Annotated in this window: 22 protein-coding genes; 13 read left to right on the plus strand and 9 right to left on the minus strand. The window is 67.1% G+C overall.

Annotated features, from left to right (window positions below; all coding sequences use genetic code 11):
- Positions 1 to 173 precede the first annotated feature (173 nt).
- From ileS to mutL, 8 genes are all read left to right on the plus strand, one after another.
- The gene (gene ileS, locus DPR14_RS05290; RefSeq protein ID WP_158044226.1) at positions 174 to 3,020 is read left to right on the plus strand and encodes an isoleucine--tRNA ligase; all 2,847 of its coding nucleotides are present in this window, start codon (positions 174 to 176) and stop codon (positions 3,018 to 3,020) included.
- Positions 3,017 to 3,574, plus strand: coding sequence for a signal peptidase II (gene lspA, locus DPR14_RS05295; RefSeq protein WP_246148876.1), 558 nt, complete (start codon positions 3,017 to 3,019; stop codon positions 3,572 to 3,574). Before ileS ends, lspA begins: the two co-directional genes overlap by 4 nt.
- Positions 3,575 to 3,607: 33 nt before the next feature.
- Positions 3,608 to 4,237: a DUF3035 domain-containing protein gene (locus DPR14_RS05300; RefSeq protein WP_158044227.1), complete on the plus strand. Its 630-nt coding sequence runs from the start codon at positions 3,608 to 3,610 to the stop codon at positions 4,235 to 4,237.
- Between the two features lie 96 nt (positions 4,238 to 4,333).
- Complete coding sequence (locus DPR14_RS05305; protein ID WP_246148879.1) at positions 4,334 to 5,854, plus strand: M16 family metallopeptidase; 1,521 nt, start codon at positions 4,334 to 4,336, stop codon at positions 5,852 to 5,854.
- Complete coding sequence (locus DPR14_RS05310; protein ID WP_246148882.1) at positions 5,851 to 7,206, plus strand: M16 family metallopeptidase; 1,356 nt, start codon at positions 5,851 to 5,853, stop codon at positions 7,204 to 7,206. Before DPR14_RS05305 ends, DPR14_RS05310 begins: the two co-directional genes overlap by 4 nt.
- A gap of 142 nt (positions 7,207 to 7,348) precedes the next feature.
- Positions 7,349 to 8,995 carry a glucose-6-phosphate isomerase gene (gene pgi / locus DPR14_RS05315; RefSeq protein ID WP_158044228.1) on the plus strand — a complete coding sequence of 549 codons (1,647 nt, stop codon included), beginning with the start codon at positions 7,349 to 7,351 and terminating at the stop codon, positions 8,993 to 8,995.
- Between the two features lie 141 nt (positions 8,996 to 9,136).
- Entirely contained in the window at positions 9,137 to 10,360 is a 1,224-nt protein-coding gene (locus DPR14_RS05320) for a pentapeptide repeat-containing protein (protein WP_246148884.1), read from the plus strand.
- Between the two features lie 52 nt (positions 10,361 to 10,412).
- Positions 10,413 to 12,248 (plus strand): DNA mismatch repair endonuclease MutL, encoded by a 1,836-nt coding sequence (mutL, locus tag DPR14_RS05325; RefSeq protein WP_158044230.1) that lies wholly within the window; start codon positions 10,413 to 10,415, stop codon positions 12,246 to 12,248.
- A gap of 12 nt (positions 12,249 to 12,260) precedes the next feature.
- Here the strand turns inward: mutL and DPR14_RS05330 are convergent, their stop codons facing one another.
- From DPR14_RS05330 to DPR14_RS05350, 5 genes are all read right to left on the minus strand, one after another.
- Positions 12,261 to 12,995 carry a DUF4276 family protein gene (locus DPR14_RS05330; protein WP_158044231.1) on the minus strand — a complete coding sequence of 245 codons (735 nt, stop codon included), beginning with the start codon at positions 12,993 to 12,995 and terminating at the stop codon, positions 12,261 to 12,263.
- The gene (locus tag DPR14_RS05335) at positions 12,995 to 14,278 is read right to left on the minus strand and encodes an AAA family ATPase (RefSeq protein ID WP_158044232.1); all 1,284 of its coding nucleotides are present in this window, start codon (positions 14,276 to 14,278) and stop codon (positions 12,995 to 12,997) included. The genes DPR14_RS05330 and DPR14_RS05335 overlap by 1 nt, the downstream gene beginning before the upstream one ends.
- 89 nt (positions 14,279 to 14,367) lie before the next feature.
- Positions 14,368 to 14,919 (minus strand): 16S rRNA (guanine(966)-N(2))-methyltransferase RsmD, encoded by a 552-nt coding sequence (rsmD, locus tag DPR14_RS05340; protein ID WP_158044233.1) that lies wholly within the window; start codon positions 14,917 to 14,919, stop codon positions 14,368 to 14,370.
- Positions 14,900 to 15,814 (minus strand): pseudouridine synthase, encoded by a 915-nt coding sequence (locus tag DPR14_RS05345; RefSeq protein WP_158044234.1) that lies wholly within the window; start codon positions 15,812 to 15,814, stop codon positions 14,900 to 14,902. Before DPR14_RS05345 ends, rsmD begins: the two co-directional genes overlap by 20 nt.
- A 96-nt stretch (positions 15,815 to 15,910) precedes the next feature.
- Positions 15,911 to 16,120, minus strand: a complete 210-nt coding sequence (locus tag DPR14_RS05350; RefSeq protein ID WP_158044235.1) for a dodecin — start codon at positions 16,118 to 16,120, stop codon at positions 15,911 to 15,913.
- Positions 16,121 to 16,296: 176 nt separating this feature from the next.
- Between DPR14_RS05350 and DPR14_RS05355 the strand changes: the two genes are divergently transcribed.
- Both DPR14_RS05355 and DPR14_RS05360 read left to right on the plus strand, forming a co-directional pair.
- Positions 16,297 to 16,734 carry a nucleoside deaminase gene (locus DPR14_RS05355; protein WP_158044236.1) on the plus strand — a complete coding sequence of 146 codons (438 nt, stop codon included), beginning with the start codon at positions 16,297 to 16,299 and terminating at the stop codon, positions 16,732 to 16,734.
- A gap of 153 nt (positions 16,735 to 16,887) precedes the next feature.
- Positions 16,888 to 17,622, plus strand: a complete 735-nt coding sequence (locus tag DPR14_RS05360; RefSeq protein ID WP_158044237.1) for a cold-shock protein — start codon at positions 16,888 to 16,890, stop codon at positions 17,620 to 17,622.
- Positions 17,623 to 17,707: 85 nt separating this feature from the next.
- On the opposite strand, the gene DPR14_RS05365 is transcribed toward DPR14_RS05360, so the two are convergent.
- From DPR14_RS05365 to DPR14_RS05375, 3 genes are all read right to left on the minus strand, one after another.
- Entirely contained in the window at positions 17,708 to 19,096 is a 1,389-nt protein-coding gene (locus tag DPR14_RS05365; protein ID WP_158044238.1) for a peroxidase family protein, read from the minus strand.
- A 226-nt stretch (positions 19,097 to 19,322) separates the two neighbouring features.
- Positions 19,323 to 20,750, minus strand: coding sequence for an FAD-dependent oxidoreductase (locus DPR14_RS05370; protein WP_158044239.1), 1,428 nt, complete (start codon positions 20,748 to 20,750; stop codon positions 19,323 to 19,325).
- A 28-nt stretch (positions 20,751 to 20,778) separates the two neighbouring features.
- The gene (locus DPR14_RS05375; RefSeq protein WP_158044240.1) at positions 20,779 to 21,903 is read right to left on the minus strand and encodes a polysaccharide pyruvyl transferase family protein; all 1,125 of its coding nucleotides are present in this window, start codon (positions 21,901 to 21,903) and stop codon (positions 20,779 to 20,781) included.
- Between DPR14_RS05375 and DPR14_RS05380 the strand changes: the two genes are divergently transcribed.
- Entirely contained in the window at positions 21,896 to 22,102 is a 207-nt protein-coding gene (locus DPR14_RS05380; protein WP_158044241.1) for a hypothetical protein, read from the plus strand. The two genes, DPR14_RS05375 and DPR14_RS05380, sit on opposite strands and share 8 nt — an antisense overlap.
- A 12-nt stretch (positions 22,103 to 22,114) precedes the next feature.
- The gene (locus DPR14_RS27165; RefSeq protein WP_192499293.1) at positions 22,115 to 22,288 is read left to right on the plus strand and encodes a hypothetical protein; all 174 of its coding nucleotides are present in this window, start codon (positions 22,115 to 22,117) and stop codon (positions 22,286 to 22,288) included.
- Positions 22,289 to 22,315: 27 nt separating this feature from the next.
- Here DPR14_RS27165 and DPR14_RS05385 read toward each other — a convergent pair whose 3' ends face one another.
- Positions 22,316 to 22,573: a hypothetical protein gene (locus tag DPR14_RS05385; RefSeq protein ID WP_158044242.1), complete on the minus strand. Its 258-nt coding sequence runs from the start codon at positions 22,571 to 22,573 to the stop codon at positions 22,316 to 22,318.
- A gap of 138 nt (positions 22,574 to 22,711) precedes the next feature.
- Here DPR14_RS05385 and DPR14_RS05390 point away from each other — a divergent pair, with 138 nt between their 5' ends.
- Positions 22,712 to 23,437, plus strand: coding sequence for a ThuA domain-containing protein (locus tag DPR14_RS05390; RefSeq protein WP_158044243.1), 726 nt, complete (start codon positions 22,712 to 22,714; stop codon positions 23,435 to 23,437).
- Position 23,438: the final 1 nt, after the last annotated feature.

Raw genomic sequence — 23,438 nt, forward strand, 5'->3', positions numbered from 1 at the left:
GGTCCTCCGCTGAGGGCCGGGCATTCCGCCTGTTGACGGCGCCATCCAAACGTCGCTTCCCCGCCGCCACGGCTGGACGCGGGAGCCTCCGCGATGCTATCGCTCTTTCCTGATTTCACCCGACGACCTGCCGGTGACAGCACCGGCCTGTCTTCGGCTGCCTGGACCCGATCATGACCCGCGACTATAAATCGACCGTCTTCCTGCCCCGCACCGATTTCCCGATGCGCGCCGGCCTGCCCGCGAAGGAGCCCGAGCTGCTGCGGCGCTGGGCGGAGCAGGGGCTCCATGACAAGCTGCGCGACCTGTCGGCCGGCCGGGAGAAATTCATCCTCCACGACGGCCCGCCCTACGCCAACGGCAACATCCATGTCGGGCACGCGGTCAACAAGATCCTGAAGGACGTGGTCAGCCGGTCGCAGCAGATGCTCGGCAAGGACTCGGTCTATGTGCCGGGCTGGGACTGCCACGGCTTGCCGATCGAGTGGAAGATCGAGGAGAAGTACCGGGCGGCCGGGCAGGACAAGGACCAGGTTCCGATCCTCCGGTTCCGGGCGGAGTGCCGGCAGTTCGCCCAGGAATGGGTCGATATCCAGGCCGAGGAGTTCCAGCGGCTCGGCGTGATGGGCGACTGGTCCCATCCCTACATGACCATGACCTTCGCCGCCGAGGCGACGATCGTCCGCGAGATCCACAAGTTCCTGATGAACGGCGGCCTCTACAAGGGCGCCAAGCCGGTCATGTGGTCGGTGGTCGAGAAGACCGCCCTGGCCGAGGCCGAGGTCGAGTACCACGACCACACCTCCACCACGGTCTGGGTGCGCTTCCCGGTCTCCGCCCCCGCCACGCCGGAGCTGGACGACGCTTCGGTCGTGATCTGGACCACGACGCCCTGGACGCTGCCGGGCAACCGCGCGATCGGCTACGGCCCCGACATGGAATATGGCGTGTTCAAGGTGACCGCCGTCGCCGAGGGCAGCGGGGCCAGGGTCGGCGAACGGCTGGTGGTCGCCACCGCGCTGGCCGGCGACCTCGCGAAGACGGCCGGCATCACGGAATGGCGCCAGCTCTACACGCTGCCCGGTGCCCGGCTGGCCGACACGCGGTGCGACCACCCGCTGAACGGCCAGGGCTATGATTTCCCGGTGCCGCTGCTGCCGGGCGACTTCGTCACGGCGGATGCCGGCACCGGTTTCGTCCACATCGCGCCCGGCCACGGCGAGGACGACTTCAATCTGGGCCGTAAGCACGGCATCAAGGTGCCGCAGACCGTCGCCGACGACGGCACCTACTATCCGCAGGTGCCGCTGTTCGCCGGCAAGCGGGTCTACACGCCCGCGGGCAAGCCGGGCGACGCCAACGGCGCCGTGATCTCGGCCATCGCCCATGCCGGCGGCCTGCTGGCCAAGGGCAAGCTGGTCCACAGCTATCCCCACTCCTGGCGGTCGAAGGCCCCGCTGATCTTCCGCACCACCCCGCAGTGGTTCATCTCCATGGAGACGAACGGGCTGAGGCAGGTGGCTCTCAAGGCGATCGACGACACCCGCTGGGTGCCGCCCCAGGGGCGCAACCGCATCGCGTCGATGATCGAGAACCGGCCGGACTGGTGCATCAGCCGCCAGCGCGCCTGGGGCGTGCCGATCGCGCTGTTCATCGACAAGAAGACCGGCGAGCCGTTGAAGGACCAGACCGTCCTCGAGCGCATCGCCGACACCTTCGACGCCGAAGGTTCGGATGCCTGGTTCGCCCGCGACCCGCAGTTCTTCCTGGGCGATACCTACGTGGCGGCCGACTACGACCAGGTGTTCGACATCGTGGACGTCTGGTTCGAGTCGGGCTCGACCCACAGCTTCGTGCTGGAAGCGCGGCCCGACCTGCAATGGCCGGCCTCGCTCTACCTGGAAGGCTCGGACCAGCATCGCGGCTGGTTCCATTCCTCCCTGCTGGAGAGCTGCGGCACCCGCGGCCGGGCGCCCTACGACGCCGTGCTGACCCACGGGTTCGTGCTCGACGAGCAGGGCCGCAAGATGTCCAAATCGCTGAAGAACGTCACCGCCCCGCAGGAGGTGGTCGACAAGTACGGCGCCGACATCCTGCGCCTGTGGGTCGTCGGCTCCGACTATTCGGAAGACCTGCGCATCGGGCCGGAGATCCTGAAGTCCCAGGCCGACCTGTACCGGCGCCTGCGCAACACGCTCCGCTACCTGCTGGGAGCGCTCGCCGACTTTTCGGAGGAGGAGCGGATCGACGTGTCCGAGATGCCGGAGCTGGAGCGCTGGGTGCTCCACCGGCTGACCGAACTGGATGAGGTCGTTCGCCAGGGCATCCACGACTACGACTTCCACAGCCTGTTCACGGCGCTACACAACTTTTGCGCAGTGGACCTGTCAGCCTTCTACTTCGACGTGCGCAAGGACAGCCTCTACTGCGACCGACCCGATTCGGTCCGGCGGCGGGCGGTGCGGACGGTCCTGGACCAGCTTTTCTCGTGCCTGACCGCGTGGCTCGCCCCGGTCCTGTGCTTCACCACGGAAGAGGCCTGGCTCAGCCGCTACGGCAGCGACGGCCCGGTGCCGAGCGTCCATTTGCGTACGTTCGTCGACATCCCCCGGGGGTGGTCGTCGCCCGAGCTGGCGGAGAAGTGGGCCGTGGTCCGCGACGTCCGGCGGGTGGTGACGGGCGCCCTCGAACTGGAGCGGGCGAACAAGCGCATCGGCTCCTCGCTCCAGTCGGCCCCGGTCGTGACCGTCACGCCGGAGCTGCACGCGAAGCTGGAGGGCGTCGATCTGGCCGAGGTCGCGATCACGTCGGCGATCCGCGTGGCCGACGGCCCGGTGCCCGACGGCGCCTTCACGCTGGAGGACGTGCCGGGCGTCGGGGTCGTTCCCGAACTGGCCGACGGCGGGAAGTGCGAGCGCTGCTGGAAGGTGCTGCCCGAGGTGGGGTCCGACGCGGACCATCCGACCCTGTGCCGCCGCTGCGCCGACGCCGTCGAGCAGATGCCCGAGGCGGCGGAATGACCGACCAGACCCGTGGCGAGGCCGGCCGGATGACGCGTCCCCGATCGATGATCCGTCTCGGCCTCATCATCGCCGTTTTCGTGATGATCCTGGATCAGGCGTCGAAGTGGTGGATGCTCGAGATCGTGGGGATGGCACGCGATCCCCGCGTGATCGAGGTGACCTCCTACTTCAATCTGGTCATGGCATGGAACAGGGGTGTAAGTTTCAGCCTGTTCTGGCATGAGGCGGAGTTCATGCCCTATGTGCTATCCGCGGTTGCGTTGGGCATCGTGGGCTTTCTCCTCTCCTGGCTGCGCCGGGCGGACCGCCCGTTCCTCGCCGTGTGCATCGGCATGGTGATCGGCGGTGCGATCGGCAACGTGATCGACCGGTTGCGGTTCGGCGCGGTGGCGGACTTCCTGGACTTCCACGTCCTGGAATACCACTGGCCGGCGTTCAACGTGGCCGACACGGGAATATCGGTCGGCGTCATCCTGATCGTGCTCGACAGCCTTTTCGGAGGCGGTCGGGACGGCACCGGGCCGGAGACGGACGATCGGGACCGGGCCTGAAGACAACACGAGTTGGATATAGAGAAAACGGCAATGGACGTGATCAGCACCACTCACCCCCGTCACAACCCGCCCGTCTGCGATCGGCCGGGCCGGCGGCCCATAACACCGCTGGTCTGTCTGGCGCTGGGCGCCCTGGTGCTTTCCGGATGCAGCGGCGCACGCCAGACCTTCGGCCTGGACCGCACGCCGCCCGACGAATTCAGCGTCGTGACGCGGGCCCCGCTCGCCGTCCCGCCCGAATACCGGCTGCGCCCGCCCCAGCCGGGAGCCCCCCGCCCGCAGGAGGCGGAGACCCGCCAGCAGGCGGCATCGACGGTGTTCGGTTCGCCGGCCGCGACCCGCCAGCAGACGGCGGCAAGCAGCCCCGCCACCACCACCGGCGAGGCGGCGCTGCTTGCCCAGGCCGGTGCCGTCGACGTCCAGCCGGGCATCCGCTCGACGGTGAACCGGGAGTCGGTCACGCTCGCGGCCCAGGACAAGCGGTTCATCGACAGCCTGCTGTTCTGGCAGACGCCCGACGCGCCGGGGACCGTCGTCAACGCCCAGCAGGAGCAGCAGCGCCTGCGCGAGAACGCGGCGCTGGGCAAGCCGGTGACGGAAGGGGCCACGCCGATCATCGAGCGCCGGCGCAAGGCGCCGCTCGAAGGCTTGTTCAATTAGCCCTCCGCGCCCAGCTACTTGTCTGTCCGACGGAGACCCGCGGCATGACGCGCGCGGGTCTCCGTCCTGCATTGGCCTTTCCAGTGAGGTGTTGCCGTGGCCGAACCGTCGCGCCGGCTGATCGCCGCGCCCGTTCTCGCATTCCTGCTGCTGTTCGGAGCCTGCGGGCCGTCCCTGGCCCAGGAGGCGCCGAGGCCCGTCGAGCCGGTCCCGGCCACCGCCCCCGAGCCCGAGGCCCGCAAGGGGGTCTTCTTCCCCGAAAGCTTCATGCTCGACAACGGCATGCAGGTGGTCGTGGTGACCAACCAGCGGGTGCCGGTGATCACCCATATGGTCTGGTACAAGGTCGGCGCCGCCGACGAGGAGACCGGAAAGGGCGGCATCGCCCATTTCCTCGAGCACCTGATGTTCAAGGCGACCGACGAGCTGAAGCCCGGCGAGTTCAGCCGGATCGTCGCCCGCAACGGCGGCCGCGACAACGCCTTCACCTCCTGGGACTACACCGCGTATTTCCAGAACGTCGCGGCGGACCGGCTGGAACTGGTCATGAGGATGGAGGCTGACCGGATGGCCGACCTCCGGCTGACCGACGAGACCGTCCTGCCGGAGCGCGACGTGGTGCTGGAGGAGCGCCGCCAGCGGACCGAGAACGAGCCCGGCGACAAGCTGTCCGAGTTGGTCCAGGCCTCGCTGTTCGTCCACCACCCCTACGGTACGCCGATCATCGGCTGGGCGAACGAGATCGCCAAGCTGACCCGCGACGACGCCAACCAGTTCTATCACACGTGGTACGCGCCCAATAACGCCGTCCTGGTTGTCGCCGGCGACGTGACCGTCGATCAGGTCCGTCCGCTGGCCGAGAAATATTTCGGACCGATCGCGCCCCGCCCCGTTCCGGCCCGCATCCGGGTCGAGGAACCGCCGTTCGAAGCGGAGCGGCGCGTCATCCTGCGCGATGCCGAGGTGCGCCAGCCGAGCCTGCGCCGCCTGTACCATGCGCCCAGCTACAACAGGGGCGAGACGGTCCATGCCTATCCGCTCCAGGTGCTGAGCGAGATCGTCGGCGGCGGGGCCACCAGCCGGCTCTACCGGTCGCTGGTGGTCGAGCAGCGCCTCGCGACCTCGGCCGGGACCGGCTATTCGCCGGACGTCTTCGACACGTCGGTCTTCGGTGCCTATGTCAGCCCCAATGCCGATGTCGACATGGACAAGCTGGAGGCGGCGCTGGCCGAGCAGCTTGCCAAGGTCGTCAGGGACGGCGTCACGGCGGAGGAGGTCGCGACGGCTAAGACCAGGCTGGAGCGCGAGGCGATCTTCGCCCGCGACAGCCTGCGCGGGCCGGCGATGAGCTTCGGCGTGGCGCTCGCCACCGGCCGCACGGTCGAGGACGTCGAGGCTTGGCCGGAACGGATCGCGGCCGTCACGGTCGAGCAGGTCAATGAAGCCGCCCGTGCGGTGCTGGGCCAAGCCAATCCCATCACCGGGCTGCTGCTGCCGGCCCCGGTTCGGGAGGCGGCCGCCCAGCCCGAGCGGACCGGGCCGGCAGCCGGTCCGTCCCGGTCCAATAGTTCAGGGTCCAATAGTTCAGGGTCCAATAGTTCGGGAACGATCCGATGATGCGCCGCCTTTCGATGCCGGCCTTCCTGTCCGTCCTTCTCCTTGCCGTAGCCTGCTTCGCCTCGGATGCCCGGGCGATCGACATCAAGCGGGTGGTCAGCCCCGGCGGCATCGAGGCCTGGCTGGTTCAGGACAGCAAGATCCCGCTGCTCGCCATCAAGTTCGCGTTCAAAGGCGGGGTCGAGACCGATCCCGCCGGCAAGGAAGGGCTGGCGAACCTCGCGTCCACCCTGCTGGACGAGGGGGCCGGGCCCCATGACAGCCAGGAGTTCCAGCGGCGGCTGGCCGACAATTCCATCTCGATCAGCTTCACCGCCACCATGGACGGCTTCTACGGCGGGGTCGAGACGCTGGTCGAGACCCAGGAGGAAGCCTTCGAGCTTGCCCGGCTGGCACTGACCGAGCCCCGGTTCGACCAGGAAGCGGTGGAACGGATGCGCAGCGGCGTGCTCGCCCAGATCCGCCGGGAACAGGGCGACCCCGACTTCCTGGCCCGCCGCGCCCTGTACGAGACGGCCTTTCCCGACCATCCCTACGGCAGGCGCGCCCGCGGCACGGCGGAAAGCGTCGAGTCGATCAAGCGGGACGATCTCCGCGCCTTCGTCCGCCAGCGCTTCGCCAAGGACAACCTGACCGTCGCCGTGACCGGCGACATCTCGCCCGAGCAGCTCGGCCCCGTCCTGGACCGCATCTTCGGCGGCCTGCCGGACAAGGCCGCGGTCAAGCCGCCGGCCGACACGGTGCCGAAGGGAGCTGGGGCGACCGTGCTGGTGCCGCGTCCCCTGCCGCAGACCGTCGTCCTGATGAGCCAGCCCGGCGTCAAGCGCAACGACCCCGACTGGTTCCCGGCCACCATCGTCAATTATGTGCTGGGCGGCGGCAGCTTCAGCTCCCGCCTGATGGAGGAGATCCGCGAGAAGCGCGGACTGACCTACGGGGTCTACAGCTATCTCGTGCCGTTCCAGCATGCGGCCATGGTGATGGCCGGCGGCTCGACCGCCAACCAGAACGCCGGCACCATGGTCGATCTGATGAAGGAGGAATGGCGCAGGATGCAGGAGCAGGGCGTGACCCAGGAGGAATTGGACAATGCCAAGACCTACCTGACCGGTTCGTTCCCGCTCCAGTTCACGTCGAGCGAGGCGGTTGCCGACGTGCTTCTCCAGGTACAGCGCGACGGCCTCGGCATCGATTATCTCGACCGCCGGTCCGACCTGATCAACGCGGTCACCCTGGAGGACGTCAAGCGCGTCGCTGGGCGGCTGCTCGATCCGGCGGCGCTGCTGACCGTGGTGGTGGGCCGGCCGGAGGGGATCGAGCCGACCCGGACCAAGGACGACGTGCCGAGCTGACGCCATTCCAAGCGGGGCGCGGGTGCTATAGCATGGTATGCGCGCCCGCGCCGGAGTTGCGCTGACGGACGCGGGGCCGAAACGGCGTCCGCCGCGTTCATTCGGCGAACCTTGGATCGACCAACGAGAGGTAAACATCTCCATGTCCGCCCTGACCGACTCCCCCGCCTGGCAGGCCCTCGCGGCGCACCGCTCCCGGATGGAGGGCGTGCATATGCGCGACCTGTTCGCGCGCGATCCCGACCGGTTCTCCCGGTTCTCGGCGCGGCTGGATGGACCCGGAGGGGGAGTGACCCTGGATTACTCCAAGAACAGGGTCACCGAGGAGACCATGGGGCTGTTGCTCGACCTCGCGCGCCAGCAGGACGTTGCGGGGTGGCGGGACCGCATGTTCGCCGGCGAGCGGATCAACACGACCGAGAACCGCGCCGTCCTGCACACGGCGCTGCGCAACCGGTCGAACCGGCCGGTCCTGGTGGACGGACGGGACGTTATGCCCGAGGTCAACGCCGTGCTGGCCCAGGTGGGGCGCTTCGCCCAGGCCGTCCGCGACGGCGCCTGGACCGGCCACGACGGCAGCCAGATGACCGACGTGGTCAATATCGGCATCGGGGGGTCCGACCTCGGCCCCTACATGGCCTGCGAGGCGCTGAAGCCCTACGCCCACCCCGATCTCCGGATGCACTTCGTCTCCAACGTGGACGGCACCCACATGGTGGAGACGCTGCGGAAGTGCCGGCCGGCCACGACGCTCTTCATCATCGCGTCCAAGACCTTCACCACGCAGGAGACCCTGGCCAACGCGCACACCGCGCGATCCTGGTTCCTGGAAACCGTCAAGGACGAGGCCGCGATCGCCAGGCATTTCGTCGCGGTCTCGACCAACGGGGCGGAGGTCGCGAAGTTCGGCATCGACCCGGAGAACATGTTCGTGTTCTGGGACTGGGTCGGCGGGCGCTACAGCTTGTGGTCCGCGATCGGGCTGCCCATCGCGATTTCCGTTGGCATGGACAATTTCGAGGCGCTGCTGGCCGGCGCCCATGCCATGGACGAGCATTTCCGCGACGCCCCGGCGGAAGCCAACCTGCCGCTCCTGCTCGGGCTGGTCGGCGTGTGGAACGCCAACTTCCTCGGCGCCGACAGCTACGCGGTGCTGCCCTACGACCAGTACCTGCACCGCTTCCCGGCCTATCTCCAGCAGCTCGACATGGAGAGCAACGGGAAGTCGGTCGACCGGGAAGGCAACCGAGTCGACTACGCGACCGGGCCGATCCTGTTCGGCGAGCCCGGCACCAACGGCCAGCACGCCTTCTACCAGCTGATCCACCAGGGAACCCGCACGGTGCCGGCCGACTTCCTGGCGCCGGTCACGACGCAGAACCCGGTCGGCAAACACCATCAGATCCTGCTTTCCAACTTCCTGGCCCAGCCCGAGGCGCTGATGCGCGGCAAGACGGCCGAAGAGGTCCGCGCCGAGCTTCAGGGAGCCGGATTGATCGGCGACGCGCTGGAGGCGCTCGTGCCGCACAAGGTGTTCGAGGGCAACCGGCCGACCAATTCGATTTTCTTCCGGAAACTCGATCCGCATACCCTCGGCATGCTGATCGCCCTGTACGAGCACAAGGTCTTCACCCAGGGCATCGTCTGGAACATCAATTCCTTCGACCAGTGGGGAGTGGAGCTGGGCAAGCAGCTCGCCAAGGCGATCCTGCCGGAACTGTCGGAGGCATCGCCGCCGGCCGGCCATGATTCGTCGACGGCGGCACTGATAGAGGCGTGCCGGGAGTAGCGCTGACCTGCCTGCACACGCTATGCTGTCCTTGATATTTCGAAGTAACCAAATCGGCGTGCGCAGGTTTTTATGACACAGTCCCGTCCTCTGACGCGGATCGATCAGGCACAACTTGATAATGTCGTCCGGCGGCATGAGATGTTCCGCAACGCCCGCATGGGGGGATCTCGGGCGACCCTGTCTTTCTTCGACCTGTCCGGGCTGAGCTTGGCGGGGCGTGACTTGGCGCATGCCGACTTCGTCGGCTCCGCCTTGCGGGGGACCAATCTGGTCGGTGCCCGCCTGGACTGCGCGGCGATGTTCGCCTGCGATCTTCGGCAGGCCAACCTGGAGAATGCCAGCCTGGTGAAGACCGACCTGCGCGGGGCCTGCCTGCGCGGCGCCGTGCTGATCGGCGCCAACCTGTTCGAGAGCGACCTGCGCGACGGTACGCTGGCGGAAACCGACCGGGGCGGTAATCTCAAGATCTTTCAGGTGGAAACCCAGCCGACCGAGGCCTCCGGGGCGGACCTGAGCGGCGCCAACCTGACCAACGCGCGCCTGTCCGGCGCCATGGCGCTCCATACCGATTTCACCGACGCCGTCATGCGCGGCTGCAAGCTGGTCCGCGCGACCATGCGGGGCGCCAATTTCAGCGGCAGCAACCTCGAGGGAGCCGATCTCAGCGGCGCCGACCTGCGCGGCGCCTGCCTGCGCGGTGCGGTCCTGACCGGCGCGTCCATGACCATGACCGAAACCGCCGGCGCCGATATGGAGGACATGCTGACCGACCAGCCGGCCGGCCAGTCCGCCGACCAACTGGGGAAGCCGCTCGACGAACTGGCGCGCCTCCATACGCTCTGGATCGGCAGCGGCGGCGCTCAGGGCTGCAAGACCGACCTCAGCGGCTACGACCTGCGTGGCTGCCCCTCGCTGGCGCGCATGTGCCTGACCATGGTCGCGGCGGCCGGGACGACCTTCTACGGCATGAACCTGGAAGCGGTCCAGTTGCAGGCGGCCAACTTGGAGGGCAGCGATTTCCGGACCTGCAAGCTCGCCGCGGCGGACCTGCGCGGCGTCAACCTGAAGCGTGCGAAGCTCAACAACGCCGACCTCAGCGGTGCGAACCTCAGACCGCTGATGCTGGACGAGAAGCGGGCGATGCGCTCCGACCTGGAGGGCGCGAAGCTGCGCTACGTCAACCTGAGCGGCGCCTGCCTGCGCGGAGTGAACTTCGCCGGCGCCGACCTGTCGTTCGCCAACCTGCTGGGCGCCGACATGACCAAGACCGATTTCCGGCACGCCAAGCTGTTCGGCGCCCGGGTCGAGCGCAGCGCCATCCAGACCGCCAACCTGGAAGGCGTGGCCGGTCTCAAGCTGTGATTTTCGTCAATGGCTGGTGACAGAGCCGGTCGGGATGCGTACATGTTGATGCATGACAATCCGCCGCCTGCCTGAAACCCTGGTCAACCGCATCGCCGCCGGCGAAGTCGTCGAACGCCCGGCCGCCGCAGTCAAGGAGCTGGTCGAGAATGCCCTGGACGCCGGCGCGACCCGGATCGATGTGGTGGTGCGAGACGGCGGCCGCTCGCTGATCGCGGTCACCGACGATGGCTGCGGCATGAAGGGCGACGAGTTGGAACTGGCCGTCGAGCGCCACGCGACCTCGAAACTGCCCGGCGAGGACCTGCTGAACATCGCGACCCTCGGCTTCCGGGGCGAGGCGCTACCCTCGATCGGCGCGGTCAGCCGCATGACCATCACCAGCCGGGCCAAGGGGGCCGACAGCGCCTGGTGCATCTCCGTCGAGGGGGGGGCCAAGGGCAGGGTGGCTCCGGCATCCCATCCGCAGGGCACCCGGATCGAGGTGCGCGACCTGTTCTACGCGACCCCGGCACGCCTGAAGTTCCTGAAGCAGCCGCGGACCGAGTTCGACCATGCGGTCGATGCGGTGGAGCGGCTGGCGATGGCCCATCCCGGCGTATCCTTCTCCGTGTCGGGCGACGCGCGCACCCCGATCCGTCTGTCAGCATCCCAGGGCGAACTGCTGGACGCCCGCCTGACTCGCCTCGGCGCCCTGATGGGCCGGGAGTTCTCCGACAACGCGATCCCCGTGGTGGCGGAACGCGGTGCGGTCAACTTGACCGGGCATATCGGGCTGCCGACGCTCAACCGGCCGACCGCGCGCCACCAGTACCTGTTCGTCAATGGACGGCCGGTCCGTGACAAGCTGCTGGTCGGCGCGGTCCGGGGCGCCTATGCCGACTTCCTGGCCCGTGACCGCCACCCCATGCTGGCCCTTTTCCTGGACATCCATCCGGAAGAAGTGGACGTCAACGTCCACCCGGCCAAGGCGGAAGTCCGCTTCCGCGATTCGGCCCTGGTCCGCGGCTTGATCGTCGGGGCGCTCCGGCATGCGCTGGCCCAGGCGGGGCACCGCGCCTCCAATACCGTCGGCGCCGCGACCCTGGACGCCTTCGCGCCGCGGACCGAATCTCCCGCCTTCGCGCAGGCGCCGTCCCGGTACGATTTCCAATATGCCCCCGCCGGGGCGAGATCATCCCATATCCCGCGCGACCTGGCAGAGGCGGTTTCGTCCTTCCAGGCGCCGCTGACCGGCTTCACCTCCCAGCCCTCGGCCCGGCCCGCGACGGCGATGCCGCCCATTGCGGAGGAAGCCCCGTCGCCCGACCATCCCCTGGGGGCCGCGCGGGCCCAGCTCCACAATACCTATATCGTTGCCCAGACCGGCGACGGCATCGTGATCGTGGACCAGCACGCCGCCCACGAGCGGCTGGTCTATGAGCGGTTCAAGCAGGCGCTGGTCGACGGCGGCGTGAAGCGCCAGGGCCTGCTGATCCCCGAGGTGGTCGAACTGGACGAACCCTCCGCCGCACGTCTGGTGGCAAGGGCCGACGAGCTGGCCGAGCTTGGCCTCGTGCTGGAGCCGTTCGGCGACGGTTGCGTGGTGGTGCGCGAGTTCCCGGCCCTGCTCGGCAAGGCCGACATCAAGGGATTGGTGCGGGATCTGGCCGACGAGCTTGCCGAACTGGGCGATGCCCTCAGCCTGCGCGAGCGTCTCGACGCGGTCTGCTCGACCATGGCCTGCCACGGCTCGGTCCGCGCCGGCCGCAGCCTGAACCAGGACGAAATGAACGCCCTCCTGCGCCAGATGGAGGCCACGCCGCACAGCGGCCAATGCAACCACGGCCGGCCGACCTATGTGGAGTTGAAGCTGTCCGACATCGAACGGCTGTTCGGGAGGAGGTAGGCGGCGGGAGTCTCATCGCCGCCGCATAGGGTCGTCCGGCGGCGGGATGGCGATGCCGACGTCATGCAGCCGCTTCCAGAACGCTCGGAAGCTCAGCGGGCATTTTTCCAGTAACATGCGAGGATCGCTCGTGGCGGCGATCCGATAGCGCCTTTCGGTGCCGCTCCCGCAAAGATCGTGAGCCTGCTTGCCGAGCCGGTTGAATAGATGTTTGGGACGATCGCTGGTATCCGGCCGGTGATCGTCCCCCCAGCATTCCTCGGGATCTTTAGGAAGCTGTCCCAGGTCTTCGAGCCCGGCCCGCCGCCATGCTTCACTGTCCGCCAGCAGCCAGCTTTCCGACATGCTCTTGGGCACGCAGACGACATGCGGCATCGGGCTGCCTACCCTGGTCATCGCCTCCTCAATGGCCGCGTAAACATCGTGCCATTCCCGGTTGTCGGGCGTATCGGCATCGGTGATGAAGATCAGGATGTCGAAATCGACCTTGTTCAGGTCTGCATAGACCTTCGCCCTCAAAGCATTGAAAGCGGGTCCTTTCGGATAGGGCTGAAATTTTCGGCTGTTGCTCGGCAACGGCAACATCCGGGCGAACGGCACATGGGTCCTGGTCAGGGGAATCGCGGTGTCGCGAAGCAACTCGAGGATGGCCTGGGACCAGCCGGGGGCGCCGTCGCGTCCCTCGCTGGCGTCGGGATCTCGGGAACCCACGTCATGTCTGCCCTCTCCGATGACCAACGCTCGCATCAGCGGCCATCCATGAAATCGGCGGCCGCGACTGCCGAGTAACCGACCACCGATCTGTTCTCGTCATTCTCAGCCGGGTTCGCTGCGATCACCCAGGAGTTGATGCTTTCCATGCTGGCCTGGGTCCAGAGTTCGCCCGGACCCAGATGCTCCAAGTGTCGGGTGAGCGGCGCCAATTGATCGAAGCGGGCGGCGACCGTCCTTCCGTCTATACTTCGAGCGACGAAGACGACGGCCGACGGAGACGCGAAGTTGACCAGGATAGGGGAGTGCGAGGTCAGCACGAGTTGCGCATCGGCTTCCCTTGCTATCGTCTCGACGAAATCGGGGAGGATATGGGGTTCTATCCCGTCTTCGATTTCATCCAGCAGGATCGTGGATGCCCGCTCCCCGAACTCCGGGATGGCGGCCAACCCCAACATCCGCATGAAGCCGTCGCTCATGTGCGCCGCAGCCGTCTGGCCGACGCCGCCGTAGGACTCGGCGATTTTCAAGTCAATCCATCCAGCCCGCTTGCGGGTCGCCACGACTTCCTGAAGAGGAGGATAGAAAGCGGCCAACCGTTTGACGATGCGGTTCTTGCCGTCCGACTTCAAGTTCGCCAGGAAGGCGGCCAGATGCTCGCCGGAGTTGCCGATATCGATGGCATCAGGCTTGCGCGAACTGCTGCGCATCTTGGCGGGGCTCAGGAGATCCAATGCATAGACTCCCTCACCCCAACACTTGACGGACCGAAGCACCTCCGCCGTTATTTCCGGGAATGCGGACGGGTCGAGAACCGAGACCGCCGAGCCTTTTGGCCTTATGCCTTTGTACTCTTCCGGCTTGACGATAAGGCTATCCCCTTTGGTGCGGAGAACAAGTTTTAATCCGGGCCATTCTTCCTTGTTCAAGCACCAGATTTCCTCCTGACGCATCCGTTCGTCAGCGAGACCCCACAACATGCGCCAGTAGACTTTCCGGCCCCGGTCGTCTTCGAGCAGCAGGCGAAAGCTGATGGCTCCTTCCGCAAGCCTAGTTGCCACCCTGGACCGGACATCCGCCGGCTTCCAGCCTCGCGCGTCGAAATACTCGCGAGTCTGTCCTTTAGTAACGAACTGGATGAAGGCCAGGGCCTGGAGGATCGACGATTTGCCCGATCCGTTGCCGCCGATCAGGATGAGTGGTGTGTGCGGGTCATCGGGAAACGTTAGATCGAGATCGGCGATGGCCTTGAACCCGCGAATGCGCATGCGGCGAAGGCGAAGGCGGCCGACATGGTGGCCTTCCATGATTTCGTTCATCGGTCGAGCCTCCGCGCGGATGCGCGTTCATATCGATTGGATTGGGCGGGCAAGTCAATACCTCCACCCTTGCGGAGGGATACCGAATCTCACCCGACCCGCAGGAACAGCACGCGCGTATCCCCGTAATTCCGGTCGTCCAGCGCTTCAGCGAAGGCGGGGGCCTCCCAAGGGTCGTCCAGTGCGATCTCCACCACCGCCACGGCATCGGGCGCACACCAGCCGCGGTCACGCAGGGCCGACAGGGCGGTCGGAGCCAGTTCCTTTCCGTAGGGCGGGTCCAGGAACAGCAGGTCACAGGGGCTTTGGGCGCGCGGCGGCCGGGTCGCGTCGGCCCGGATGACGTCGCAGCGGTCGGCGATGGCGAGAGACGCGATGTTGCGCCGGACAAGGTCGAGCGACTCACGGCCCTGGTCCAGGAAGACGGCGCGCCGGGCGCCGCGCGACAGGGCTTCCAGGCCCAGGGCGCCGGTGCCGCAGAAGGCGTCCAGCACCAGTGTGCCCTCCACGTCGGGCGCCCAGTCTGCATGGGCGAGGATGTTGAAGATCGCCTGACGCGTGCGGTCGCTGGTCGGGCGGATGTCGCGTCCTGCAGGAGCTTCCAGGCGCCGGCCGCGCAGGCTACCGCCGACGAGTCTCATGCCTGCCTCTCGGTCCTCCGCCGGTGGTCGGTCCCTTGGCAGGGCCGGACGGCGGCGTCCGCGGCTTCGCGTGGGGCTTGGGCTGGGGCTTCGCCTTGGCGGTGCCGGTGTTCGGCTTGACCGGCTCGTCGCCGCGGTCCGAGAAGAACTTGGCGACCTGGTCGCGCAGGACGCGCCGCGGCACCTCCTCGACCTCGCCACGCTCCAGCTTGCCGAGCTGGAAGGGACCGTAGGCGACGCGGATCAGCCGGTTGACGGTCAGCCCAAGGCTTTCCATCACGTTGCGGACTTCGCGGTTCTTGCCCTCGCGGAGCGTGATGGTCAGCCAGGCGTTGGAGCCCTGCTGGCGGTCGAGCAGGGCCTCGATCGGGCCGTACTGCACGCCGTCGATCGTGACGCCTCGGGACAGGCCGGCCAGCCGCGCCGGGTCGGCGATGCCGTTCACCCGCACCCGGTAGCGCCGCGCCCAGCCGGTGGACGGAAGTTCCAGGAAGCGGGCCAGCTCGCCGTCGTTGGTCAGCAGCAGCAGCCCCTCGGTCGTCAGGTCGAGCCGGCCGACCGACACGACGCGCGGCAGGTCCGCCGGAAGCGTGTCGAACACCGTCTGCCGGCCCTTCTCGTCGCGGGCGGAGGTCACCAGACCGTCGGGCTTGTGGTAGCGCCACAGCCGTGTCGGTTCCAGGTCGGGGAGGGGCTTGCCGTCGACGACGATCGTGTCGCCCGGACCCACGACCACCGCCGGAGTCGTCAGCACGGCGCCGTTGACCGCGACGCGGCCTTCGGCGATCCAGCGCTCGGCGTCGCGGCGCGAGCAGAGGCCCGCGCGGGCAAGCCGCTTGGCGATGCGTTCGGGGCCGCCGGAGGCCTCTACGGGAGAGGTGTCGGACGGGGTCATCGGCGGGCTCCGGCCCGGTGCGGCGGCATGGATTCAGACATGCCGCGACATTACGGGGCCGGCGGCACCGCCGCAAGTGACCGCCTCTCCCGGCGGTCAGTCTTCCAGCCGGAATCCGACCTTGATGACGACCTGGTAGTGAGCGACCTTGCCGCCCGAGATATGGCCGCGCGTCTCGACCACTTCGAACCAGTTGAGGTGGTCGTGCATCTTGGCGGCGCGCGCGACGGCCCCCTGGATCGCATCCTCTATGCTGATGGGGGACGATCCGATGATCTCGATCTTCTGGTAGATGTGGTCGCTCATGCCGGAATGCTCCGATTGGGTTGAGGCGGAAGCATGGGCAGACCTCGCGCTGCGGCGCAACGGTGCCGCGCGGAATGCGGGGTGCGGCAAGTTTGCCGATGCGGCACTCCATTGACGCGACCCTGGTCGCCTTGCCAGTCTGCCCCATGACCAAGCCATTCCCGACACCGTCCCCCATGGCGTTCGCCCTTGCCGAGGCCGAAGCCGCCGGCGCCCGAGGAGAGGTTCCGGTCGGGGCGGTGATCGTGGACTCTGCGACCGGACGGGTGCTCGCGGCGGCGGGGAACCGGACCGAGGAACTGGCCGATCCGACGGCACATGCGGAGGTCCTGGCGATCCGTTCCGCATGCGCCTTGCGTGCCGAACCCCGCCTTCCCGACTGTGACCTATATGTGACCTTGGAGCCTTGCGGCATGTGCGCCGCGGCAATCAGTTTTGCTCGGTTGCGCCGAGTGTACTTCGGGGCCTATGATGTAAAAGGCGGCGGGGTCGAGCACGGGCCCCGCTTCTTCCACCAGGCGACTTGCCACCACGTTCCCGAGATTTATGGCGGGCTGGATGAGCGCCGGGCGGCGGAGCTGCTGAGGGACTTTTTCCGAAAGCGGCGCTCGTGACTGTAATAATTGGTTGTAGGCGCGTTTTGTTGCGGGGCATGGCAGGGATGGGTAGGCAAGATCTGACCCGAGGGGCATGGGTGACCGTGACCCTTTCGACGTGTTCAGCGGACAAAATGCGTTCTTCGTGAGACTCCACGGATCGGCTATCCCATGCGCTTCAACGCCCCGCGTCATTCCTTCCAGCAGCAAACTCCCGTCGCCGAAAAGATCAAGGCGACCGTAAAGTGGTTCGACCCCAACAAGGGGTTCGGTTTCGTCGCTCCCGACGATGGGTCTCCCGACGCGTTCCTGCCCGCTTCGGCGGTGACGGCGGTCGGCCATGACCGTCTGCCCGAGGGCTCGACGGTGGTGGTCGATCTGGTCCAGGGCCAGAAGGGCAATCAGGTCAGCCGGATCTACGACGTGGACACCGCGACCGCTTCCCCCCGCCCGCGCCGCGACGACGCCGGCCGCCCCGGCGGACGCATGGGCGCTCCCGCGCGCGGCGGTTACGGCCAGGACCGCGGCGGCTACGGCAACGACCGTGGCGGTTACGGCGGTGGCGGCTATGGCCAGGATCGCGGCGGTTACGGCAACGACCGCGGCGGTTACGGCCAGGACCGCGGCGGTTACGGCAATGACCGTGGCGGCGGCGGTGGCTATGGCGGCGGTTACGCCGATCGCAGCTCCGGACCGGCCGAGGAGGTCGAGGGTACCGTGAAGTGGTTCAACACCACCAAGGGCTTCGGCTTCGTCGCTCCCGACAGCGGCGGCAAGGATGTCTTCGTTCACATCACCGCCGTCGAGCGGTCCGGTGTCGGCGCGCTGCAGGAAAACCAGCGCGTGCGGATGAAGGTCCAGCAGGGTCAGAAGGGCCTGGAAGCTGTCAGCATCGAAACGCTCTGACGGATTCCGGTCCCCTATCGGCAGGCCAGGGGAATGCGGGCATGATGCCCGCATTCCCTTTTTTATGCCCACGCTGCCGGGGGCGTCAGCCCGTGACGTGCGCCGCGATGCCTTCCATGGTGCCAAGGGCCGGGTTGGAAGGCTTCCAGCCGTCCTTCAGCACCGAGTAATGCGCCGCCAGCATGCCGCCGACGAAGGTTTCGGCCAGGATGCGGCTGCCCACTTCGCCCAGGCGCTGGCCGTCTTCCTGCACATGGGCCTCCTGGAGGACGTAGTACCAGAGAGGGGTGTGCCGGATGAGTTTCTGGCTGGCCGGGGGCGGAACGATATCGAGGCCCAGATGATCATCGGCGAGCGGCTTGTAGCCGAAGGCGGCGGCGGCCGACTGGCCGCTGATCAGGCCCGTCTGGGCGGCCCGGAACAGGTTGCGCTTGGCGAGCGAGCGCGGGCTGGCCTGGCTGTCGACCGTTTCGTTGGGGATGCCGGGCGATTTCAGCAGCCGCAACGCCGGTGACAGCAGCGGGTCGATGCGCCGGCTCGGCTGAACCGTGCCTTCGCCTATCGTGCCGAAGAAGAATTTCCAGTCGATGGCATGGCGCGGCTCCAGCTTCCTGCCCCCGTTGAGATCCTGAACAGCGGGGTTGTCGCTGAAGATCGGAGCCCCGAAAGCGTCGTTCAGCGCATAGCCGCTGCGGACTTGGCTGTGGCCGAACCGGAACGCCGCCACGGAGAACTCCAGCGGCATGACCGGGACGCCGCCGTGGCGTTCGCTCAGCGCGCGGTAGGCCGGCGCCCGGTGCTCGACCACCCATTTCAGCACATCCTGCCGGATGGTCCGCGCCAGATAGTCGTTCAGGATCATATACTGGTAATGGCGCATGACGGAGAGACGCGCGTCGGCATAGCTTCTGCCCTCGTCGATGAACCGGTTGTGCAGGCGCTGGAACAGGTTATGGATCTGCTGGATGATCTTGTTCTCGTCGTTCCGTGGATCGCCGATCAACGCCCGTTCCGTCTCCGCATCGCGCGGCACGTCCTGTTCGATCCCGCCGGTATCGGTGCCCAAGCGGAACTTGCCGTCGGGGTGGAACAGGATCTCGCCCGAGGCCTGAGCCTCCAGGCCCAGGCCATAGACCGAGTCCAGTTCGAAGAAGGGCGTGCGCCGGTTGACGAAGGCGGTGACGGGGAAGCGGCGGGACAGATCGTCCTGGCTCATCTTCAGTTCCATCAAGGTGATGTCGTGGTCGATGAATTGCCCCAGGAAAGTGAAGCCCGCCGGAATGCTCCTGCTGTCGTTCTCCGTCCCGACACTGTCGCGCAGGAAGGTTTCGAGCAGGGTGAGGTCCTCCAGGTTCGGGATCACGCCGCCCTGTTCGATCATGTAATCGAACGGTCCCTCGCGATTGAGCTTCATCTTGAGATGATCGGCCAGGGCTTCGGGAACCACGATGCCATGCTGCATGACGGATGCCATTCGACTCTCCCGCTGGATTGATTGTTGCCATAGGAATGGCGGAAACACTGAAGAAATCAGAGGAAAGTATTGATCCGCTGCTTAGGGAGCGGCAACTTAAAAGAATCCCAATTACGAAGTCATGGTTGCTATCGTACGCGGTAGTTCTTTGTAGATGTTGCTCAGCTGTATCTTTATATAGCGAATTCTGTTTCTTAAGAAAGTAACTGTTTAAATCCGGGTCAGGCTATTTGCGCAGGCTGGCGCCTTGGCGTCGCAGTTCTTGCTGGACCTCGGAGGCCGGCACCTCGCGCGCCGGCCTGCCGGTCCGGGCGGCCAGGGCGGCACAGACTCCGGCGGCCTGGCCGGTCGCCATCGCCGTCGGCGTCACGCGGTAGGAGGAATGGGCTTCGTGGGTGCCGGAGATGCAGCGGCCGGCCACCATCAACCCGTCGACGCCTCGGGGCAGGAGGCAGCGAAGCGGGATTTCGTAGTATTCGCCGGGTGGCAGACGCTTCAGTACCGTGCCTTTGCCGGTCGGGTTGTGGATGTCGATCGGGTAGGAGCCGCGGGCGATGCCGTCGTCGAACTTCCGGGCCTCCAGCACGTCGTCGGCGGTCATGCGATAGTCGCCGACGATCCGCCGCGTCTCGCGCACGCCGACCGTGACGCCGCTCTGGATCACGTAGGAATTCCCGAAACCGGGAACGTAGCCGCGCAGGAAGCGGGCGATCCGGCCCATCTGGATCTTGCCCAGCCGTTCGGCCTCCGTCAGGTCGAACACGTCGGTGCCCAGAACTCCTGTGACCCGGGTGCTGTTGACGGCGATCTCGCCCTCGTGCGGCGTCGCGAAGAACAGGATGTCCTCGCGCGGCAGGTCCAGTTCGCCGTCGGCGGTCGCCTTGGCGATCAGGTCCCACAGGCCGTGGACGCCGCGCCACTGGTCGGGATGGGCGCGGACATAGTCCGCGAAGGCTTTCCGGTCGAAGCCGCCGACCCGGAACATCAGCGTCATCGGCTGCACCCGGCGATCGCCGTCCCGCCCGATATCGAAGCGGGCGCCGGCGAGCGCCGCCACGTCGCCGTCACCGGTGCAGTCGACGATGGTGCCGGCCCGAACCGCGACGGGACCCGACTTGGTCTCGAACACGACGCCCTCCGGCCGGCCCGGTCCGCCCAGGATGCTTGACGCGAAGGCGTGGTAGAGGAGCTTGACGCCGGCTTCCTCGACCACCTCCTGCGCCACGACCTTGTAGGTCTCGGGATCGAACGGAACGGTGTAGCCGGTGGCGCCCGAAGGCGGGACTGCGCCGCCGGCCCCGATCAGCCGCTCCAGGAACGACGCCAGCGCCCCGGCCACGATCGGCTCGCCCGGACCATGATCGGTCGGCATCAGCCGGGTATTGTCCGCATCTTCAGGCGTGCCGCGCTGGGTGTGGAAAGACATCAAAGGCATCACCAGCGCCGCTGTCGCGTTCCCGCCCAGGAACCCGTGCCGCTCGACCATCGCCACGTCGGCCCCGGCCCAGGCTGCCCCCAGCGCGGCCCCCATGCCGGCCGGGCCTCCCCCGATCACCAGCACGCCGACGCTGCCGGCCAGGATCGCCCGGCGGGGCGGCAGCGGGATGGTGGGCGGGTTGGAGCCTGCATGGAGGGAAGGCCGTAGGACAGGCATTATCGCCTCCAACTTAGGAATAATTGCATCAAGAGTCAACAGGCGCCGCGGACGGAAGGTTGAGCGTCTCGACCATAAGCGGCACGGTGCGGCGCGCCTGCTCCTGGAGTCGGGAGACGCGGTCCCGCACCTCGCGGCAATGGTCATCCCGGTTGTCCCATAGCCGGTCCAACGCCGCCAGCATGGAGCCGGCGCTGTCCTCGTGGACGTCGGCGCGCCGGGGCACGCCCAGAGAGTCCAGGAAATCCGCAACTTTGCTCGCATAGGGCAGGGCCATCAGCGGCACCCCGGATATTGCCGCGAAGATCAGGAAATGCAGCCGCATGCCCAGGGCGAACTGGAAATGCTTCATGAGGCCCAGCACCTGCCGGGGAGAATAGGCGCCGCGCAGCACGCTGGCGCAGTGCGGCGCCGACATGGCGGAGATCACCTGGTGCGCTTCCCGCAGGTCCGCGCGCTCCATGGGGACGAAGACCACGTGGGCGTCGTAGCGGTGGACGATGAAATCCGCCGCCTGGGCCAGCAGGCCATGATAGCCGCCGGCGTCCAGGTCGGGCGCCGCGGCGCCGCGCTCGCGGATCGACAGGCCGATCAGGCGGCGGTCGTCGGGAATGCCTTCGGCGCGCAGCATGTCGTCGGTGAAGGGATCGGGCGTCAGCAACAGGGCCGGGTCGGCCGTCACTGCGACCGGCCGGGTGCAGCCGATCTCCTCCAGAAGCCGCTTGGCGCCGACCTCCCGCACGGTGATGCCGGCCATCATGTTCATGCCGTCGCGCACGGCGGACCGTTCCTCGGCCCCCTTCAAAGGGCCGATGCCGATCGAGAAGGCGAAGGTCGGGACGTTGCGGGCCTGGGCGATCACCACCTCGCGCAGGTAGGTCTGGGCCTCCGTGTCGTAGAGGATGCCGCCGCCGCCCAGCAGCAGGACGTCCAGCCGCTCGACCTCCGGGATGATCTCGTCGCGGAGCGCGGTGCGCGGGTTGATCGCGCGGTCGACGTCGTGGTTGGCCCCGGTATGGTCGGCGTTGCGGGTGAAGGCCACGATCTCGACCCCGGGCAGTGCCTCTCGAAGTTGCACGATCGCGGAGGCGAGGATCGCCTCGTCGCCCAGGTTCAGTCCGCCATAGGATCCCGATATCCCGATTATGGGCAAGGTTCACCTTTTCTCAGTTCGGCTTCTCAGTTCGGCGCGGGAGCATGGAACAATCGGGCCCGGCCGTTGCTTGACTCTGGAGGACCGTCCAAAGGCAACTCAATTCCGGGAAATCATCATGGAAAACAACACGAACCACGTCATCGTGCTGTCCTCGATCGTGATCGCGATGCTGCTGCTTCTGGTCATCACCGCCTGAGGAGACCGCGTCATGACGACCGTCACCATCGAGGGTGAGCTGCGCGGGCATGTCGCCGGCGCGCTGCGGGACTATATCACCAAGCTGTACGAGCATAAGGCGTCCACTCCCTCCAAGGCGGCGAAGGCCGATTATGACCGGACCATCGCCGAGGTGCAGAAGCTGCTCGACACCGTCGAGGCATAGCCTTCAGGACTGATTCGCGAAGCGAGTTCAGCGGATCCTTGAGATCGCCACGACCGCGTTGTGTCTGTCCTTGACCCGGATGCTGAAGCGACGGCGGCTCCTGCACGGCTTGACGTTGACGATGTCGCCGGGGTTCAACTGATAGCTCGCATCCACGACTTCGGGTTCCTCCAGCGCCACTTCCTCCTCGGGCGTGGCGAAGCAGGTCCAGATCGTGCCGTTGGGCGTCCGCGCATCCCTGCGCAGATGCTCGATCGGCTTCGGGCGATGTCTGAACAGCCCCATGGGCTTGGTCTCCCGGTGACAGGGATTTATGATGTTGCAGGTTCGTCGTGCAACCAGCGGCGCGGCCGTAAGTTCCAACATTCTGACCAGGCTTTTGTGCATCGCAGCGAAATGCGGGTCGCGGGACAGGAAATCGATATGGACACCAAGCCCGTTCGGGTCACCATCTGGAACGAGTTCCGCCACGAGAAGGCGAACCCCGAGGTGGCCGCGCTCTATCCCGACGGCATGCACGAGGCCCTGGCGGTTCCGTTGCGCGCGGCGGGCCATGACGTCCGCACCGCCACCCTGGACGAGCCGGAGCATGGCCTGACCGACGAGGTCCTGGCCGGCACCGACGTCCTGCTGTGGTGGGGCCACCGGCACCACCGCGAAGTCGAAGACACCGTGGTCGATCGGGTCCGGAAGCGGGTACTGGACGGCATGGGGCTGATCCCGCTGCATTCCTCCCATTTCTCGAAGATCTTCGTGCGGCTGATGGGCACCACCTGTCACCTGAAGCACCGGGTCGCCGGCGAGCGGGAGCGGCTGTGGCTGATCGCCCGAGGCCACCCGATCGCCGAGGGCATACCAGAGTATTTCGACCTGAAGCCGGAGGAGATGTACGGCGAGCCGTTCGACATCCCGCCGCCGGACGAGCTGGTTTTCGTGAGCTGGTTCCAGGGTGGGGAGGTGTTCCGCAGCGGCTGCTGCTACAACCGCGGACAGGGGCGGATCTTCTATTTCCGCCCCGGCCACGAAACCTATCCGACATATCACGACCCGACCGTCCAGAGGGTGATCGCCAACGCGGTGCGCTGGGCCGCCCCGCGGGACGTGGCGCCGCGGCAATTCGGCCGCAGCGCCCCCCTGGAGCCGCTTTAGG

This window comes from Skermanella pratensis, from assembly GCF_008843145.1.
Taxonomy (GTDB): domain Bacteria; phylum Pseudomonadota; class Alphaproteobacteria; order Azospirillales; family Azospirillaceae; genus Skermanella; species Skermanella pratensis.

Coding starts and splice junctions, on each gene's coding strand:
- DPR14_RS05365 (WP_158044238.1), bottom strand. CDS start 19,096: ATGGCATCCGTCATGCAGCATGGCATCGTGGTTCCCGAAGCCCTGGCC.
- pgi (WP_158044228.1), top strand. CDS start 7,349: ATGTCCGCCCTGACCGACTCCCCCGCCTGGCAGGCCCTCGCGGCGCAC.
- DPR14_RS05330 (WP_158044231.1), bottom strand. CDS start 12,995: ATGCGAGCGTTGGTCATCGGAGAGGGCAGACATGACGTGGGTTCCCGA.
- DPR14_RS05345 (WP_158044234.1), bottom strand. CDS start 15,814: ATGACCCCGTCCGACACCTCTCCCGTAGAGGCCTCCGGCGGCCCCGAA.
- rsmD (WP_158044233.1), bottom strand. CDS start 14,919: ATGAGACTCGTCGGCGGTAGCCTGCGCGGCCGGCGCCTGGAAGCTCCT.
- DPR14_RS05310 (WP_246148882.1), top strand. CDS start 5,851: ATGATGCGCCGCCTTTCGATGCCGGCCTTCCTGTCCGTCCTTCTCCTT.
- mutL (WP_158044230.1), top strand. CDS start 10,413: ATGACAATCCGCCGCCTGCCTGAAACCCTGGTCAACCGCATCGCCGCC.
- DPR14_RS05360 (WP_158044237.1), top strand. CDS start 16,888: ATGCGCTTCAACGCCCCGCGTCATTCCTTCCAGCAGCAAACTCCCGTC.
- DPR14_RS05335 (WP_158044232.1), bottom strand. CDS start 14,278: ATGAACGAAATCATGGAAGGCCACCATGTCGGCCGCCTTCGCCTTCGC.
- ileS (WP_158044226.1), top strand. CDS start 174: ATGACCCGCGACTATAAATCGACCGTCTTCCTGCCCCGCACCGATTTC.
- DPR14_RS27165 (WP_192499293.1), top strand. CDS start 22,115: ATGACGACCGTCACCATCGAGGGTGAGCTGCGCGGGCATGTCGCCGGC.
- DPR14_RS05355 (WP_158044236.1), top strand. CDS start 16,297: ATGGCGTTCGCCCTTGCCGAGGCCGAAGCCGCCGGCGCCCGAGGAGAG.
- DPR14_RS05320 (WP_246148884.1), top strand. CDS start 9,137: ATGTTCCGCAACGCCCGCATGGGGGGATCTCGGGCGACCCTGTCTTTC.
- DPR14_RS05370 (WP_158044239.1), bottom strand. CDS start 20,750: ATGCCTGTCCTACGGCCTTCCCTCCATGCAGGCTCCAACCCGCCCACC.
- DPR14_RS05385 (WP_158044242.1), bottom strand. CDS start 22,573: ATGGGGCTGTTCAGACATCGCCCGAAGCCGATCGAGCATCTGCGCAGG.
- DPR14_RS05390 (WP_158044243.1), top strand. CDS start 22,712: ATGGACACCAAGCCCGTTCGGGTCACCATCTGGAACGAGTTCCGCCAC.
- DPR14_RS05300 (WP_158044227.1), top strand. CDS start 3,608: ATGGACGTGATCAGCACCACTCACCCCCGTCACAACCCGCCCGTCTGC.
- DPR14_RS05350 (WP_158044235.1), bottom strand. CDS start 16,120: ATGAGCGACCACATCTACCAGAAGATCGAGATCATCGGATCGTCCCCC.
- DPR14_RS05380 (WP_158044241.1), top strand. CDS start 21,896: ATGGGCAAGGTTCACCTTTTCTCAGTTCGGCTTCTCAGTTCGGCGCGG.
- lspA (WP_246148876.1), top strand. CDS start 3,017: ATGACCGACCAGACCCGTGGCGAGGCCGGCCGGATGACGCGTCCCCGA.